The organism is Pseudomonas abieticivorans (assembly GCF_023509015.1).
GTDB classification, from domain to species: Bacteria; Pseudomonadota; Gammaproteobacteria; order Pseudomonadales; family Pseudomonadaceae; genus Aquipseudomonas; species Aquipseudomonas abieticivorans.
The window spans coordinates 4,404,225-4,421,346 of record NZ_CP094975.1 but is presented as its reverse complement, the minus strand read 5'-3'; the positions used below and the strand labels follow the sequence as shown (position 1 = coordinate 4,421,346).

At 62.9% G+C, this 17,122-nt stretch carries 12 protein-coding genes and 3 pseudogenes; 8 read left to right on the top strand and 7 right to left on the bottom strand.

What is annotated here, in order from left to right:
• Positions 1–170: 170 nt before the first annotated feature.
• On the bottom strand, positions 171–566 hold the full coding sequence (gene msrB, locus L9B60_RS20285) for a peptide-methionine (R)-S-oxide reductase MsrB (RefSeq protein ID WP_249672554.1): 396 nt from the start codon (positions 564–566) through the stop codon (positions 171–173).
• A 164-nt stretch (positions 567–730) separates the two neighbouring features.
• On the opposite strand from msrB, the gene L9B60_RS20280 reads away from it, so the two are divergent.
• The 3 genes from L9B60_RS20280 (at position 731) to L9B60_RS20270 (ending at position 3,788) form a co-directional block, all read left to right on the top strand.
• Entirely contained in the window at positions 731–1,942 is a 1,212-nt protein-coding gene (locus L9B60_RS20280) for a pyridoxal phosphate-dependent aminotransferase (RefSeq protein WP_249672552.1), read from the top strand.
• 224 nt (positions 1,943–2,166) lie between these two features.
• A complete protein-coding gene (gene htpX / locus L9B60_RS20275; RefSeq protein ID WP_249672550.1) occupies positions 2,167–3,054 on the top strand; it encodes a protease HtpX in 888 nt (295 codons plus the stop codon).
• An 86-nt stretch (positions 3,055–3,140) separates the two neighbouring features.
• Positions 3,141–3,788, top strand: coding sequence for a DUF2959 family protein (locus L9B60_RS20270; protein WP_249672549.1), 648 nt, complete (start codon positions 3,141–3,143; stop codon positions 3,786–3,788).
• On the opposite strand, the gene L9B60_RS20265 is transcribed toward L9B60_RS20270, so the two are convergent.
• The gene (locus L9B60_RS20265) at positions 3,765–4,430 is read right to left on the bottom strand and encodes a thiopurine S-methyltransferase (RefSeq protein ID WP_249672547.1); all 666 of its coding nucleotides are present in this window, start codon (positions 4,428–4,430) and stop codon (positions 3,765–3,767) included. The genes L9B60_RS20270 and L9B60_RS20265 overlap by 24 nt on opposite strands.
• Positions 4,431–4,534: 104 nt before the next feature.
• On the opposite strand from L9B60_RS20265, the gene L9B60_RS20260 reads away from it, so the two are divergent.
• Positions 4,535–5,302, top strand: coding sequence for a DODA-type extradiol aromatic ring-opening family dioxygenase (locus L9B60_RS20260; RefSeq protein ID WP_249672546.1), 768 nt, complete (start codon positions 4,535–4,537; stop codon positions 5,300–5,302).
• A gap of 194 nt (positions 5,303–5,496) precedes the next feature.
• Here L9B60_RS20260 and L9B60_RS20255 read toward each other — a convergent pair whose 3' ends face one another.
• Complete coding sequence (locus L9B60_RS20255; RefSeq protein WP_498371215.1) at positions 5,497–7,170, bottom strand: DEAD/DEAH box helicase; 1,674 nt, start codon at positions 7,168–7,170, stop codon at positions 5,497–5,499.
• A 411-nt stretch (positions 7,171–7,581) separates the two neighbouring features.
• Between L9B60_RS20255 and L9B60_RS20250 the strand changes: the two are divergent.
• Positions 7,582–8,199 (top strand): annotated as a pseudogene (locus tag L9B60_RS20250) (crotonase/enoyl-CoA hydratase family protein); the annotation flags it as partial.
• Between the two features lie 8 nt (positions 8,200–8,207).
• Here L9B60_RS20250 and L9B60_RS20245 read toward each other — a convergent pair.
• Both L9B60_RS20245 and pdxB read right to left on the bottom strand, forming a co-directional pair.
• A complete protein-coding gene (locus L9B60_RS20245) occupies positions 8,208–8,999 on the bottom strand; it encodes a spermidine synthase (protein WP_249672544.1) in 792 nt (263 codons plus the stop codon).
• 100 nt (positions 9,000–9,099) lie between these two features.
• Complete coding sequence (gene pdxB / locus L9B60_RS20240; RefSeq protein WP_249672542.1) at positions 9,100–10,242, bottom strand: 4-phosphoerythronate dehydrogenase PdxB; 1,143 nt, start codon at positions 10,240–10,242, stop codon at positions 9,100–9,102.
• Positions 10,243–10,365: 123 nt separating this feature from the next.
• Between pdxB and L9B60_RS20235 the strand changes: the two are divergent.
• Positions 10,366–11,776: pseudogene (locus L9B60_RS20235) on the top strand (MATE family efflux transporter).
• Positions 11,777–11,825: 49 nt separating this feature from the next.
• Here the strand turns inward: L9B60_RS20235 and tusA are convergent.
• Together tusA and rlmM are read right to left on the bottom strand one after the other, a co-directional pair.
• Complete coding sequence (gene tusA / locus L9B60_RS20230; RefSeq protein ID WP_249672540.1) at positions 11,826–12,071, bottom strand: sulfurtransferase TusA; 246 nt, start codon at positions 12,069–12,071, stop codon at positions 11,826–11,828.
• Positions 12,072–12,081: 10 nt separating this feature from the next.
• Complete coding sequence (gene rlmM / locus L9B60_RS20225) at positions 12,082–13,170, bottom strand: 23S rRNA (cytidine(2498)-2'-O)-methyltransferase RlmM (RefSeq protein WP_249672538.1); 1,089 nt, start codon at positions 13,168–13,170, stop codon at positions 12,082–12,084.
• 247 nt (positions 13,171–13,417) lie between these two features.
• Between rlmM and acnA the strand changes: the two are divergent.
• Positions 13,418–16,160, top strand: a pseudogene (acnA, locus tag L9B60_RS20220) (aconitate hydratase AcnA).
• A 128-nt stretch (positions 16,161–16,288) separates the two neighbouring features.
• Positions 16,289–17,056, top strand: a complete 768-nt coding sequence (locus L9B60_RS20215) for a CPBP family intramembrane glutamic endopeptidase (protein WP_249672536.1) — start codon at positions 16,289–16,291, stop codon at positions 17,054–17,056.
• Positions 17,057–17,122 lie beyond the last annotated feature (66 nt).

Sequence of the window (17,122 nt, the reverse complement as noted above, 5' to 3'; positions counted from 1 at the left end):
GCTCTTTTTATGAAATGAGTCACCAACATAGCGCGCAATTGAATTGCACACAATCCATATAATCGCTGCATCCCCCGGTAGGAGCGGATTTATCCGCGAAGCAGCCAACGCCGCTTACCTGACACCGCGCAGCGTCCTTTTCGCGGATGCCCCTACCGTTCGCACAGGGTTTATTCGGACGGCACCAGGTCCAGGCACACCGAGTTGATGCAATAACGCAGCCCGGTTGGCGGCGGGCCGTCCGGAAACACGTGGCCCAGGTGCGCGTCGCAGGTGGCGCAGACCACCTCGGTGCGGATCATGCCATGGGTGGTATCGCGGATCTCGACCATCGCGCTTTCACCGATCGGCGCGTAGAAACTGGGCCAGCCGCAGCCGGAATCAAACTTGGTTTCGGAACTGAACAACGGCTCGTTGCAGCACACGCAGTGGTAGACCCCCTTGGTCTTGGTGCTGTTGTACTTGCCGGTAAAGGGCCGCTCGGTGGCTTTAAGGCGGCACACGTTATACTGCTCGGGGTCGAGCATGGCGCGCCATTCTTCATCGGTTTTGCTGAACTGGGTCATCGGCTGTCCTCGGCAAATGAAAAACCTGATCTGTACCTTTTCCAGGGATCAGGCGGCACGTATGATGCGCCAACTTGTACTTCAGTCTGTCACCCGCGCACCGCGCATTCAAATTCAATTTCACCGCGCCACGCGCAGCGATCTTTTCTTCTTGGGATCAAATCATGCAGGTCAGCAAATCGAACAAGCTCGCCAACGTCTGCTATGACATTCGCGGCCCAGTGCTCAAGCACGCCAAGCGCCTGGAAGAGGAAGGCCACCGCATCCTCAAGCTGAACATCGGCAACCCGGCGCCCTTTGGTTTCGAAGCGCCGGACGAAATCCTCCAGGACGTGATCCGCAACCTGCCGGTTTCCCAAGGCTACAGCGACTCCAAGGGCCTGTTCAGCGCGCGCAAGGCGGTGATGCAGTACTACCAGCAAAAGCAGGTAGAAGGCGTTGGCATCGAAGACATCTACCTCGGCAACGGCGTGTCCGAACTGATCGTGATGTCGCTGCAGGCCCTGCTCAACAACGGCGACGAAGTGCTGATCCCAGCCCCCGACTACCCGCTGTGGACGGCCTCGGTAAGCCTGGCCGGCGGCAACGCCGTGCATTACCTGTGCGACGAACAGGCCAACTGGTGGCCAGACCTGGATGATATCAAGGCCAAGATCACCCCGAACACCAAGGCCATGGTGATCATCAACCCCAACAACCCAACCGGCGCGGTGTACTCCAAGGAAGTCCTGCTGGGCATGTTGGAAATCGCTCGCCAGCACAACCTGGTGGTGTTCTCCGACGAGATCTACGACAAGATCCTCTACGACGATGCCGTGCATATCTGCACCGCCTCCCTGGCGCCAGACCTGCTGTGCCTGACCTTCAACGGTCTGTCCAAATCCTACCGCGTGGCGGGTTTCCGTTCCGGCTGGATTGCCATTTCCGGCCCCAAGCACAACGCCGCCAGCTACATCGAAGGCATCGACATCCTGGCCAACATGCGCCTGTGCGCCAACGTGCCGAGCCAGCACGCCATCCAGACCGCACTGGGCGGCTACCAGAGCATCAACGACCTGGTATTGCCGCAGGGCCGCCTGCTGGAGCAGCGCAACCGCACCTGGGAATTGCTCAACGACATCCCGGGCGTGAGCTGCGTCAAGCCCATGGGGGCGCTGTACGCCTTCCCGCGGATCGACCCAAAAGTCTGCCCGATCCTCAACGACGAGAAGTTCGTGCTCGACCTGCTGCTCTCGGAAAAACTGCTGGTGGTACAGGGCACGGCCTTCAACTGGCCACACCCGGATCACTTCCGCGTGGTCACCCTGCCACGGGTCGATGACTTGGAACAGGCGATCGGTCGTATCGGCAGCTTCCTCAAATCCTACCGCCAGTAACACCCCTCCCCGCACGCTCGCCCACTTGGGCGAGCGTCAGCTATTTATCTGGTAACACTTCTCCTGAGCCTACCGCCTGACGCCTCGACGCGCCTGGGGTGCACCTGTGGCTAGAATTCAATGATGGACACAGTTTGAAATAGTCCCGTTGTTGAATCGCTTCAGGCCGCACCTTATATACCCGTCATCGCTAGACTAATTTCCACCAGGAGAACGCTACAACCATGATGCGCATTTTGCTGTTCTTGGCCACTAACCTTGCGGTCGTGCTGATTGCCAGCATCACCTTGAGCCTTTTCGGCTTCAATGGGGTCATGGCGGCCAACGGGGTTGATCTGAACCTCAATCAGCTGCTGATTTTCTGCGCTGTCTTTGGTTTCGCAGGCTCGCTGTTTTCGCTGTTCATCTCCAAATGGATGGCGAAGATGAGCACCAGCACCCAGATCATCACCCAACCCCGCACCCGCCACGAACAATGGCTGATGCAGACCGTTGAAGAGCTGTCCCGCGAAGCCGGCATCAAGATGCCCGAGGTCGGTATCTTCCCGGCCTACGAAGCCAACGCCTTTGCCACCGGCTGGAACAAGAACGACGCGCTGGTCGCCGTGAGCCAGGGCCTGCTGGAACGCTTCTCGCCCGACGAGGTGCGCGCCGTGCTGGCCCACGAGATCGGCCACGTGGCCAACGGCGACATGGTGACCATGGCGCTTGTGCAGGGCGTGGTGAACACCTTCGTGATGTTTTTTGCCCGCATCATCGGCAACTTCGTCGACAAGGTCATCTTCAAGAACGAAGAAGGCCAGGGCATGGCGTATTACATCGCGACCATCGTCGCCGAACTGGTACTGGGCGTGCTGGCCAGCACCATCGTGATGTGGTTTTCGCGCAAGCGTGAGTTCCGCGCCGACGAGGCCGGTGCCCAGCTGGCCGGTACTGCGGCGATGATCGGCGCCCTGCAACGCCTGCGTGCCGAGCAAGGCATCCCGGTGCAGATGCCCGACACCCTGAGCGCCTTCGGCATCAATGGCGGCCTCAAGCACGGCCTGGCGGGCTTGTTCATGAGCCACCCGCCGCTGGAAGACCGCATCGAGGCCCTGCGCCGCCGTGGTTGATCCCATCCGCTAAAATCTTCGGAGGGCGACGCAAGTCGCCCTTTTCTTTTGTCTGAAGTAAACACCTCTGCAAAGGACCCTACCGGATGCGCGCCTTTTTCCTGGCCTTGACCGCCCTGCTCGCCCTTGCTGGCTGCCAGAACACCTACTTGTCCGCCATGGAGCAGGCCGGCATCCCGAAACGCCAGATCCTGCAAAACCGTGTGGAGGACGCACGCCAGGCGCAAATCCGCGCGCGCTTCCAGTTCAGCCGCTCCCTGGACAACTACCGCCGCGCCTTGCAGGCCAAAGACGCGCCGGCCGAACAATACGCGGCACTGGAACAGGATTACCGCGACACGGAGAAAGCCGCCCGCGCCGTCGGCCCGCGCGTCGACACGGTCGAGCAGGTGGCCGATGCACTGTTTGACGAATGGCAAGACGAGCTGGGCCGCTACAGCGACCCGGGCCTCAAGCAGGCCAGCCAGCAAGAGTTGCAGGCCACCCAGGTGCAGTATCAAGACCTGCTGGGCAAAATGCGCGACGCACAAAGCCACATAGACCCCGCCTTGGCAGCCATGCGCGACCAGCTGCTGTTTTTCAAGCACCACCTCAACGCACAAACCATCAGCAACCTGGACAACGGCTACAGCACCTTGCAGGGCAATATCCAGCCGCTGCTGACGACGATGCAACGCGCCATCAATGACACCGACAGTTTCGTGCGCCAGCTACAGCGTACCCAAGGGCAATAACCGGTAGGCGCGCTCGCGCAGCCACTGGGCACTGGCCTGCTGGAACTTGGGGCTTTGACCCAGGATGTCCTGGTCGTCTGCCAGGTCCAGTTGCCAGCGCCGAGCCAACAAGGCCTGCACCTCATCCTGTGCCACCGCAAAGGGTGGCCCCGCGACCACGGCCTGATCGTAGTCCAGGGTCACCAGCAGCCCACGGCAGTGCCTGGGCAGGATTGCAGCCAAGTGGGCGGCGTAGCGCTGGCGCATCTCGGGCGGTAAGGCGATCAGTGCCGCGCGGTCGTACACCCCAACGCAATCGGCGACGTCCACCGGGCTGAGTGCGAAGACATCCCCACACCACAACTCCAGGCCATGGGTGCGATAACGCTTGAAGGCCCCCTGCTGCTCAATGACAGGGGTCAGGCCTTGCTCCTCGAAGAAGCCCTCGATGGCGGTCTGCGAGAGTTCGACCCCGAGCACGCCATACCCCTGCGCCGCCAGCCAGGCCAGGTCCAGGCTCTTGCCACACAACGGCACCAGCACCCGTGCGCCCACGGGCACCTCAAGCCCAGGCCAGAACCGTTGCAGGTAGGGGTTGACCGCGCGCTGGTGGAAGCCGATTTGATTGTTCTGCCAGCGGGAATACCAAAACTCTGGCTGCATGGTTCACCTTTAATAAATCGATTAAAAAGGGTTAAAACTTATATTGGAATTAGATCAATGATCTGCCGGATGATAATCCCATCTTAACGCTCAGGACCTCGACCATGTTCCCCAGCCTGTTTATTTCCCACGGTTCACCCATGCTCGCACTGCAACCGGGCGAAAGCGGCCCGGCACTCGCGCGCCTGGCTGCCGAACTGCCACGGCCCAAGGCTATCGTGATTGTCTCGGCGCACTGGGAAAGCCGCGACCTGGTGGTCTCCAGTGGCGAACAGCCGGAAACCTGGCACGATTTCGGTGGCTTCCCGGCGGCGCTGTTCGCCGTGCAATACCCCGCGCCCGGCCAACCGCAACTGGCGGCCGAGGTGGCGCAACGCCTGTCTGATGCCGGCCTGCCGGTGCGCCTGGACCCGCAGCGCCCGTTCGACCACGGCGTGTGGGTGCCGCTGTCGCTGATGTACCCGTTGGCCGATATTCCCGTGGTGCAAGTGTCGCTGCCCAGCCGCCAGGGCCCGGCCCTTCAGGAGGCCGTTGGCAAGGCATTGAACAGCCTGCGCGAACAGGGCATTTTGCTGATTGGCTCCGGCAGCATTACCCATAACCTGCGTGAACTGGACTGGCACGCAGGGCCTGAACGCATCACCCCCTGGGCGCGGGAATTTCGCGACTGGATGGTGGAAAAGCTGGCGGCCGAGGACACAGCGGCGCTGCTGGGCTACCGGGAGCAGGCGCCGCACGCGGTGCGTAACCATCCGAGCGATGAGCATTTGCTGCCGCTGTACTTCGCACGTGGCGCAGGCGGGGCATTCGGTATCGAGCACCAGGGGTTTACCCTGGGGGCGCTGGGAATGGACATCTATCGGTTTGAGTAAGCGCTGTTCTTTTCGCGGATAAATCCGCTCCTACAGACCACAACAGGAGCGGATTCATCCGCGAAAAGATCGCCTCAGCCCCCCCCCCGAAAAAACAGAACTGGCGGGATCACCAGACCGCCGCGAAGCAGGCAAAAAAAATCCCCGAACCAGTCGGGGATTTTTTCAAGCGCTAATCAACTGCCAGGCAGTGATCAGTCCTCGCGATAACGGCGCAGCTTCAGCTGCTTACCGGCAACACGAGTGTCCTTGAGCTTGGTCAGCAGTTTTTCCAGACCGTCTTCCGGCAGCTCGACCAGGCTGAAGCTGTCGCGCACCTGGATGCGGCCGATTGCTTCGCGGGCCAGGCCGCCTTCGTTCAGGATGGCACCCAGCAGGTTTTTCGCGGCGATACCGTCGCGAGCACCCAGGGCAGTACGGCAACGCGCACGGCCTTCGGCCAGTGGCATTGGCGCACGACGCTCACGCTCACCACCGCTGCGCTCAGGGCGATCACCGCCAGTACGCTCACGTGGTGCGCTGTTGGTCGGAACCAACGGCTGTTCACGCTCAACGGCGTCCAAGGTCAGGGCCTGACCATTGGTAGCCTTGCGCAGCAGGGCGGCAGCCAGGGCACGCGGGGTGCAACCGATATCGGCAGTCAGGCGATCCAGCAGTTCACCGTGAGTTGCTTCGGCGTCAGCCACCAGCGGCGCGAGGCTGTTGGTCAGCTTCTTGATGCGGGCGTCCAGAACGGCTTGAGCGTTCGGCAGGCGAACTTCAGCAACCTTTTGACCCGTAACACGCTCGATCACTTGCAGCATGCGGCGCTCGCGCGGAGTTACCAGCAGCAGTGCACGACCTTCGCGACCGGCACGGCCGGTACGGCCGATACGGTGAACGTAGGACTCCGGGTCGTACGGCATGTCAACGTTGAACACGTGAGTGATGCGCGGAACGTCCAGGCCACGAGCAGCAACGTCGGTGGCCACAACGATGTCCAGACGGCCATCCTTGAGCGACTCGATTACGCGCTCACGCTGGTTCTGAGCGATGTCACCGTTCAGGGCAGCAGCCTTGTAGCCTTTGGCTTCAAGGGCGCTGGCCAGGTCCAGGGTCGCTTGCTTGGTACGCACGAAAGCGATCAGGGCGTCGAACTCTTCCACTTCCAGCAAACGCAGGACAGCCGAAGTTTTCTGGTCAGCGTGAACCAGCAGGTGAGCCTGCTCGATCGCGGTAACGGTCTGGGTCTTGCTCTGGATCTTGACGTGTTTCGGGTCTTTGAGGTGACGCTCGGCGATCGCGCGGATCGACTGCGGCAGGGTCGCCGAGAACAATACGGTCTGACGGGTTTCCGGCATGGCCTTGAAGATGACTTCCAGGTCGTCCATGAAGCCCAGCTTGAGCATTTCGTCAGCTTCGTCGAGAACCAGGTGGTTCACGGTCGCCAGCACTTTTTCGTCGCGACGCAGGTGGTCGCACAGACGGCCAGGGGTAGCAACGACGATTTGCGCGCCGTTACGGATGGCTTTCAACTGCGGGCCCATCGGGGCACCGCCATACACGGCCACTACGGTTACGCCAGGCATTTGCTTGGCATAGGTTTCGAATGCAGTGGCTACTTGCAGCGCCAACTCACGGGTTGGCGCCAGGATCAGGGCTTGCGGCTCGCGCTTGTTCGGATCGATGCGACTCAGAATCGGCAGTGCGAAGGCAGCGGTTTTACCGGTACCTGTCTGCGCCTGGCCGATCATGTCATGACCTTCCAGGATGATTGGGATCGATTGCTGCTGAATAGCCGACGGCTCTTCGTAGCCAGTCGCGACGACGGCTGCAACAATATTCGGGTTAAGTCCGAGAGCGGCGAAGCCGCCGGTTTCCTGGGTCATGGGTCTGCCTCTAAGTGCATCCGCAAAGACCCATGCTCCAAAGCTGCGCATGCCTTGTAAGACTCGAGAGTCACCCTGGCAGCTTTGTCGGCGGGGATTTGCGAAAACGATTGAATGAAAGAATCGTTAGGGAGAGTCCGCGGAACGGACATGCAGCCGAAGCTGTCTTCGGGGGATTGCGCTACCTAAACGTGGCCTGATTAAAGACCGGCGCGCACTATACCTGAAATCGCCGATCCCGTGAGAGTTTTTTCACACTATCGGACGGCTGTACACCTGAATGACACAGGCTTTGCGGATAATCCACAAGACGTCTACTTTGCTTAATGCACGCGGGGCTGGCTCGTGGGCTAAATCGTTTCACCTGAAGGCGCCCAACCCCCATCCGTCTGCCTGTTGAGGAATGCCCGAATGAGCCCACCTTGCCCTGGCCACGTCAGTCGAGAACTGCGTGGCGCCGTGATGCTGATCGGCCTGGACAGGGTCGCCCAGCGCAACGCCTTCGACTTGGCCATGCTGGAGCAACTGTGCCTGGCCTATGGCGAGTATGAGCGCGACCCAGCCGCCCGCGCCGCCGTGGTCTATGCACAGGGCGAGCATTTTTGCGCAGGCCTTGAACTGCCCGAGGCCAACGACAACCTGCTGCAGGGCTGGACGGTGCCACCCGGCGGCTGCGACCCCTGGCAACTGGGCAACGGCCCGGCCGTGACCAAGCCTGTGATCGTGGCCACGCAAGGCTACTGCATGACACTGGGCATCGAATTGATGCTGGCCGCCGACATCAACCTGTGCGCCAGCAATACCCGCTACGCTCACTTGGAGGCCACGCCCGGGCACTTCCCGTTCGGCGGCGCCACCGCGCGCTTCCAGGAAATTGCCGGGCGCGGCAACGCGATGCGCTGGTTGTTGACGGGCGATGAGTTCGACGCCCACGAAGCGCTGCGCCTGGGCCTGGTGCAAGAGGTGATGGCCAGCGAAGACCTGATGCCGCGCGCCCTGCAACTGGCCGAGCGCATCGCAGCCCAGGCCAGCACCCATCAACTGGCTGGGCGAATCTGCCCGATCAGCGACTGCAACGAATAGCCCAGGCGCGGCGCCAAGGCCTCTGCACGCGCACTCAGGCCCGGCAGGTCGAGTGCCTGGTCGAGGTCGGCGGGCACCATCAGGATGACATTGCCCTCCTTCACCGGCAGCTCCCAGTAATGCCGGTGGTACAGGCCGCGCAGCAACGCAGCGCCCAAGGGCTTGCCGTCGTCTTCATTGGCCCACTGGTTGATGATCAGCCAGCCGCCCGGGTTCAGCCGTTTCTGGCAGTTTTCCAGGAAGCCCCACGCCAGGTGCCCGACTGCCGGGCCGTGGTCGGTGTACAAGTCGACGAAGATCAGGTCGGCCGGTTCCGCCGTCGGCAGCAGCTCAAGCGCATCGCCCACGCGTATATAAAGGCGCGGGTCATCGTCCAGGCCCATGTATTCGATTGCCAGGCGCGGCACGTCCGGGCGCAACTCGATGGCCTCGACGTCTTCCAGCGGCAGGAATTTCAGGCAGGCCTGGGTCAGGGTACCGGCGCCCAGGCCCAGGAACAGCGCGCTGTCCGGCTGTTCGTGGCACAAGGCCCCGATCAGCATGGCCCGGGTATAGTCGTACTCCAGCCAACTGGGATCGGCGGTAAAGGTGCAGCTCTGCTCGATGGCATCGCCAAACTCGAGGAAACGGTAATCCTCGACCTCCAACACCCGGATCATCCCGTAGGCATCGTGCACTTCGGCCAGCAAACGCTCGACGCGCTCGCGGGGTACTTCAGTTTCGATCTCTTCCACCACGCAGCTCATCACGAAGCGCCAAAAAGGTGATTGTCGGACAGATGACGGGGTGGGTCACGTGTTAATTCGAAAGAAGCGGTGGCCGGTTCGCGGATTTATCCGCGAAGGGTCAAACCAGTTCAGCGCCCAACGCCAACACGATTTTACGCAGATCCGGCGAATAGCCGTCGATGCGCACCTTCAGCCCTTCGATTTCGCGGCGAATCGGGTAGTGCTTGCGCAAGGCATCGAACGCCGCCTTCTGCTTCGTCGGGTCTTCACTCAGGCTGCGACGAAAGTCCGCATCGTCGCGACGCGGGTCGTACACGCCACGGCACAGCGCCGCCAGGGCCCAGGCCGGATCGGTCTGGCCCTGCAACGCCATTTCGGCAAGCCAGGGGCGCGGCAGCAGGTCGGCCAACTTGATGTCATTGGCCACTTCAAGCCAAACACACAGCGCATCGTAGATCTGCGCGGTGCCGCGTTGACGGCCGTCCAGGCTGTAGCCGGCGATGTGCGGGGTGGCCAGCACGCACAGGTCAGCCAGTTCCAGGTCGACCTGTGGCTCGTGCTCCCACACGTCGAGCACCGCCTGCACGTCGTCGCGGGCGAGCAACAGCTCACGCAGGGCCACGTTATCGATCACCGGCCCCCGGGCGGCGTTGATCAGCCAAGCGCCGGACGGCAGGCGCGCCAGGCGCTCTTCGCCCAACAGGTGCCAGGTGGCGTGCGGCCCGGTGCGGGTCAGCGGCGTGTGCAGGCTGATCACGTCGCAGTAGTCGAGTACCTCCTCCAGGCTGACGAAGTCGCCGCCTTCGGCCGCCTGGCGCACCGGGTCGCATACGCGTACGTCCCAACCCAGTTCGCGCAGCACCTTGACCAGCCGCGAGCCGACCTGGCCAGCCCCCACCACGCCGTAACGGCGCTGGGCCAAGTCCACCCCTTCGATTTCGGCCAGGGTCAGCAGGCTGCCCAGCACATAGTCGACCACCCCACGGGCGTTGCAACCCGGGGCACTGGACCACTGGATGCCGCGCTCGGCGAAATAATCCAGGTCCAGGTGATCGGTGCCGATGGTGCAGGTGCCCACAAAACGGATTGCGCTGCCTTCGAGCAAGGCACGATTGACCTGTGTCACCGAACGCACCAGCAGCACGTCGGCGCCTTCCAGGGTTTCGCGGTCGATGGACCGGCCGGGCACCCGGCGGATTTCACCAAAGCCGGCGAAGAAGGCATCGAGCAGTGGAATGTTTTCGTCGGCGACAATCAGCATGGCAAGCTCCCAGGTTTGGGCGGCAGTGTAGGCGTAGCCGGGCCGCAGGGCCAGCCGCGATCAAGTGTGTTTCCTGACCTGAGCGTCAAGGCGTACAATCGGCGGTCCTTTTGTATACCCATTATGGACAGCCGCTTTGTGACCACCGCCACCGCTACCGCCCCACCGCTCAACCGCCCTGCCCGCATCCGCCTGGAACTGCGCACGCTGCTGGCCCTGGCCGTGCCGATTATCATCGCGCAACTGGCGCACACCGCCATGGGCTTCGTCGATGCGGTGATGGCCGGGCGGGTTGGCCCGCGGGATTTGGCCGCAGTGGCCCTGGGCAACTCGATCTGGGTGCCGGTGTTCTTGTTGATGACCGGTATTTTGCTGGCCACCACGCCCAAGGTCGCGCAACGTCACGGCGCCGGGCAAACCGCCGAAATCGGCCCTCTGGTACGCCAGGCCTTGTGGCTGGCGGTGGCTGCTGGCGCCGGCGCCTGTGCCTTGCTGTTGAATGCCGAGCCCATCCTGCACCTGATGAAGGTGGACCCGCAGCTGATCGCGCCGTGTCATGGGCTACCTGCGCGGCATCGCCACGGGCCTGCCGTCGGTGGCGCTGTACCACGTGTTGCGCTGCACCAGCGACGGCATGGGCCGCACCCGGCCAAGCATGGTGCTGGGCCTGTGCGGCTTGTTGCTGAACATCCCGCTGAACTACGTGTTCATTTATGGGCATTTCGGCGTGCCGGCCATGGGTGGCGTCGGCTGTGGCTGGGCCACGGCCAGCGTGATGTGGATGATGCTGCTGGGCATGGCCGGCTGGATTCGCTGGGCACCGGCCTACAAGGGCGCGGCAGTGTTCGGCCAGTTCCAGTGGCCGCAGTGGGCGGTGATCAAGCGCTTGTTGAACATCGGCCTGCCGATCGGCATCGCGGTGTTTGCCGAGTCGAGCATCTTCGCGGTGATCGCCCTGCTGATCGGCAGCCTGGGCGCCACCGTGGTGGCCGGGCACCAGATCGCCCTGAATATCAGCTCGATGGTGTTCATGGTGCCTTTCTCGCTGGGGATGGCCGTGACCGTGCGGGTTGGCCAGGCCTTGGGCCGCAACCAGCCACGCGAGGCGCGCTTTGCCGCAGGCATCGGCATGGCTACGGCGCTGGCCTACGCGTGCTTTTCCGCCAGTTTGATGCTGCTGACCCGGGAACACATCGCGGCCATCTACACCGCCGACCCGGACGTGCTGCGCATTGCCTCGATGCTGATCGTGTACGCGGCGCTGTTCCAGTTTTCCGACGCGGTCCAGGTGACGGCCGCCGGCGCCCTGCGTGGCTACCAGGACACGCGGGTGACCATGATCCTGACGCTGTTCGCCTATTGGGGCATCGGCTTGCCGGTGGGCTACCTGCTGGGGCTGACCGACTGGTTCGGCGCGCCCAGCGGCCCGAGCGGGCTGTGGCAGGGGTTGATCGTGGGGCTGACGTGCGCGGCGGTGATGTTGTTGTTCCGGTTGATGCGCAGTGCCCGCAAGCGGATCCGGGCGGGCGTCTGAACCGAGGTGGGCGTTTCGCGGATAAATCCGCTCCTACAGGGGGGCGGTGTCAGGCTTTCTTGCGTATCCAATACAGGTAAGTCCCCGCCGCCTCTTCCTGCCCCACCAACTCATGGTCCAGGAACACGCAGAACTTGGGTATATCCCGGCGCGTCGACGGATCGGTGGCGATCACCTTGAGCAGGCCGCCGGCCGGCAGGTCGCGGATGTGCTGGTGCAGCATCATCACAGGTTCCGGACAGTTCAGCCCGGTGGCGTCAAGGACGGCGTCTTCGGCCAGGGTCGAATCACTCATCACATACTCCTCAGTGCTTACGGGGTGCTTTTTTAGCGGTGGCCGGCGACTCCAGGCGGCGCAGGTGACAGGTCACTTCCTCACGGTCGTGATACAACTGCTTGCAGCCGATCGATACGCGAATGCCACGTTCCTTGAAGCCATCGGCAATCCGATCCAGCAGGCGCCGCACTTCGGCATAGCGCTGCTTCATCGGCAGCTTGAGGTTGACCACCGCTTCACGGCAGTAGCCTTCGCCCAGCCAGGTTTCCAGCAAGGCGGCGTTGCGCGCCGGCTTTTCGACGATGTCGCACACCATCCAGTCCACTGGCGGCTTGGGCTGGTAGGTAAAGCCGTCCGCCATCAAGTGCTTGACCAGCCCGGTGTCCATCAGGCTCTCGGCCATCGGGCCGTTGTCGATGGCCGTCACCAGCATGCCGCGACGTACCAGTTGGTAGGTCCAGCCGCCTGGCGAGGCGCCCAGGTCCACGCCGGTCATGTCGCTGTGCAGGCGCTCGTCCCACTCCTGGCGGGGGATAAAGTGGTGCCAGGCCTCTTCCAGCTTCAGGGTCGAACGGCTGGGCGCCTCGCGCGGAAACTTCAAGCGCGGGATACCCATGGGCCACATCGCCTGGTTATCGGCCTCGGCAAGCCCCAGGAACACTTCGCGGCCACTCTTGAAGGTCAACAGCAGGCGCGGCAGGTCGGCGTTGTCCACCAGTTTGCCAGCCTTGAGCAGGGCCTTGCGCAGCGGCGCCTCGAACTTGCGACAGAAGGTCGACAGCTCTTTGCCATCGTTGGTGTCCAGCACTTCGAGCCAGAGGCTGCCGCAGGTCGGATAGTCGGCCAACTGCTCCAGCAACACGCTGATGCGATCGGTTTCCGGCAGGTCGACGAAACGCCCGCGGGCCCACTGGCGCGGGAAGATCAGGTCGGCAAAACGCAGGCCCTGCATCAAGCGCCGGGGGCCATCGGGTTCGTGGCAGACGAACTCGGCGCAGGCGCTAGCGGCCTTGCCCTTGGCGTAGCCGGCCACGTTCAAGCGTGCCGCGTGCTCGGAAATTTCTGCGCAGACTTCGCCTTCGAAGCCCGGCCGACAATGCATAAACAGCGTATTCATTCACCACTCCTGGACGAGCGGCCAAGGATTGGCCCGCCGCCACGGCGCACGCACCCATGGCGCGTCGCCGAAATCGGCGCATGATAAAGGAAGTTGGGAACCTGCGTCATGCCGCACCGGTCCAGTATATGGATAGTCAGCTAAGCTTCATGTCTGGTCCGTGCCGTGCGGACGTCTACAGCGGCGGCCAAACCTCAGTAGAACCAAGGGAACAGGTTTGCGTCGCCCCTGCCAAGGAGTTGAGTCAATGCCCTCCCTCGATAGCCTGAAAACCCTCAAGACCCTGCAAGTCGACGACAAGCAATATCACTATTTCAGTTTGCCGGATGCCGCCGCACGGTTGGGCGACCTGCAAAAACTGCCGATGTCGCTCAAAGTACTGCTGGAAAACCTGTTGCGCTGGGAAGACGGCAAGACCGTCACCGGCACCGACCTGCAGGCCCTGGCCAACTGGCTGAACGAGCGACGCTCGGACCGCGAGATCCAGTACCGCCCCGCACGCGTGCTGATGCAGGACTTCACCGGGGTACCGGCGGTGGTCGACCTGGCGGCCATGCGCGCCGCCGTGGCCAAGGCCGGTGGCGATCCGCAGCGCATCAACCCGCTGTCGCCGGTGGACTTGGTGATGCGACCACTCGGTGATGGTCGACAAGTACGGTGATCAGCAAGCGTTCGGTGAAAACGTCGACATCGAAATGCAGCGCAATGGCGAGCGTTACGCCTTTTTGCGTTGGGGCCAAAGCGCCTTTCACAATTTCAGCGTGGTGCCGCCGGGTACCGGCATCTGCCACCAGGTGAACCTGGAATACCTGGGCCGTACCGTGTGGACCAAGGACGAGGACGGCCGCACCTACGCCTTCCCCGACACCCTGGTGGGCACCGACTCCCACACCACCATGATCAATGGCCTGGGCGTGCTCGGCTGGGGCGTGGGCGGTATCGAAGCGGAAGCGGCCATGCTCGGCCAGCCGGTGTCGATGCTGATCCCCGAAGTCATTGGCTTCAAGCTCACCGGCAAGCTCAAGGAAGGCATCACCGCCACCGACCTGGTGCTGACCGTCACCCAGATGCTGCGCAAGAAAGGCGTGGTGGGCAAATTCGTCGAGTTTTACGGCGACGGCTTGGCCGACCTACCGCTGGCCGACCGCGCCACCATCGCCAACATGGCCCCGGAATACGGCGCTACCTGCGGTTTCTTCCCGGTGGACGACGTCACGCTGGACTACCTGCGCCTGTCGGGCCGCCCCGATGCCACCGTCAAGCTGGTCGAAGCATACTGCAAGGCCCAAGGCCTGTGGCGCCTGCCCGGCATGGAGCCGGCCTTTACCGACAGCCTGGCGCTGGACATGGGCGAAGTCGAAGCCAGCCTCGCCGGGCCCAAGCGCCCGCAAGACCGCGTAGCCCTGCCCAAGGTGCCCCAGGCCTTCAGCGATTTCATCGGCCTGCAACTCAAGCCCTCCTCCAAGGAAGAGGGCCGCCTGGAAAGCGAAGGCGGTGGCGGCGTGGCCGTGGGCAATGCCGACCAGGCCGGCGAGGCCGAGTACACCTGGCAGGGCCAGACCTACAACCTCAAGCACGGTGCCGTGGTGATTGCCGCGATCACCTCATGCACCAACACCTCCAACCCCAGCGTGATGATGGCCGCAGGGCTGGTGGCGAAAAAAGCCGTGGAAAAGGGCCTCAAGCGCAAACCCTGGGTCAAGAGCTCCCTGGCCCCCGGCTCCAAGGTGGTCACCGACTACTACAAGGCCGCCGGCCTGACCCAATACCTCGACGCCCTGGGCTTTGACCTGGTGGGTTACGGCTGCACCACCTGCATCGGCAACTCGGGCCCGCTGGACGAGCCGATCGAGAAAGCCATCCAGCAGTCGGACCTGACCGTGGCCTCGGTGCTGTCCGGCAACCGCAACTTCGAAGGCCGCGTGCACCCGCTGGTCAAGACCAACTGGCTGGCCTCGCCGCCCTTGGTGGTGGCGTATGCACTGGCCGGCACGGTGCGCAGCGACCTCAGCAGCGAACCCCTGGGCACCGGCAGCGACGGGCAACCGGTGTACCTGCGCGACATCTGGCCTACCAGCCAGGAAATCGCCGACGCGGTGGCCAAGGTCGACACCGCGATGTTCCACAAGGAATACGCCGAAGTGTTCGCCGGCGACGCGCAATGGCAGGCCATTGAAGTGCCCAAGGCCGCGACCTACGTGTGGCAGGACGACTCCACCTACATCCAGCACCCACCCTTTTTCGACGACATCGCCGGCCCCCTGCCGGTGATCGCCGACGTCAAGGGCGCACGGGTGTTGGCCCTGCTGGGCGACTCGGTCACCACCGATCATATTTCGCCGGCAGGCAACATCAAGGCCGACAGCCCGGCCGGGCGCTACCTGCGGGAAAAAGGCGTGGAGCCGCGCGACTTCAACTCTTACGGCTCGCGACGTGGCAACCACGAAGTGATGATGCGCGGCACTTTTGCCAATATCCGCATCCGCAACGAAATGCTTGGCGGGGAAGAAGGCGGCAACACGATCTATATCCCCACCGGGGAAAAACTGGCCATTTACGACGCGGCCATGGCCTACCAGAAAGCCGGCACGCCGCTGGTGGTGGTTGCCGGCCAGGAATACGGCACCGGTTCGAGCCGCGACTGGGCAGCCAAGGGCACCAACCTGCTGGGCGTAAAAGCGGTGATCGCCGAAAGCTTCGAGCGCATCCACCGCTCCAACCTGGTGGGCATGGGCGTGCTGCCCTTGCAGTTCAAGGACGGCCAAAGCCGCAAGTCGCTGCACCTGAGCGGCAAGGAAACCCTGGACATCAGCGGCCTGACCGGCGCCGAGATCCACCCTGGCATGGACCTGACCCTGCGCATCACCCGTGAAAACGGCCTGCAGGAACAGGTCAAGGTGCTGTGCCGCATTGATACGCTCAATGAAGTGGAGTATTTCAAGGCCGGCGGCATCCTGCATTACGTGTTGCGCCAACTGATCGCCAAGTAACGGCGAGTGGCGGGAAAGCCCCATCTTGTAGGAGCTTTCCTGCCTGCTTTGGCGCCTTGCGCCTGACATCTTTCCCTTGCATTAAAACGTAGAATTGCCCGCTCCCCATCGCTTGCCCAAGGGCCGACATGAATCGCTGGCATTTCCTCGCATTGCTTTCCCTGGGCTATGCCCTGGCGCTGTATTACGGGCAACTGGGCCTTGCGACACTGCCCGTATTTGCGCTGTTGCTACTGACCGGGGCATTGGTATTGCGTGCGCACCTGGCCATCGTCGGGCATGGCGTGTTCATTCTGCTCGCGGTCGGCTTGAGCGCGCACTGGCTGCCAGGGTTTGAAAATGCCCAAGTGTTCGATGCCCAGCGGTTTTGCGGCACCTGCGCGCCGTTTTCCATGCACCTCAACCTGGACAAACCACTGATTGGCTTCTGGCTGTTGCTGGCGTGCCCCTGGCTATTGCTGCGGCGTGCTGGCCAAGCCAAGCGGTTATGGCTAACCGTACCGGGCACCCCGATCCTGGTGCTGGGCATGGCGGTGGCGCTGGGTTTGATCGCCTGGGCACCCAAATGGCCAGCCCAGGGTGGGCTGTGGCTGGCCAATAATTTGCTGCTGGTGAGCCTGGTCGAGGAGCTGATCTTCCGCGCCTACCTGCAAGGCGGCCTGGCCCGCTGCCTGCAGCGTTACCGCTACGGTGAAGGGCTGGCCCTGCTGGTCGCCAGCCTGCTGTTCGGCCTGGCCCACATCGGTGCTGGCTGGCAAATGGTGGTGGTCGCGACCCTGGCCGGTATCGGTTATGGCCTGGCCTATCGGCAGGGCGGGCTGGGCGCTGCAGTACTCACCCATGCAGGGGTCAATACCTTGCATTTCGCCCTGTTCACCTATCCGCTGTCGAATTGACCCGGGTAAAAATACTCAACTGTTGCGCCGCGCTGCCGATATCCCGTCAAAGCCCTGCGGATCGAA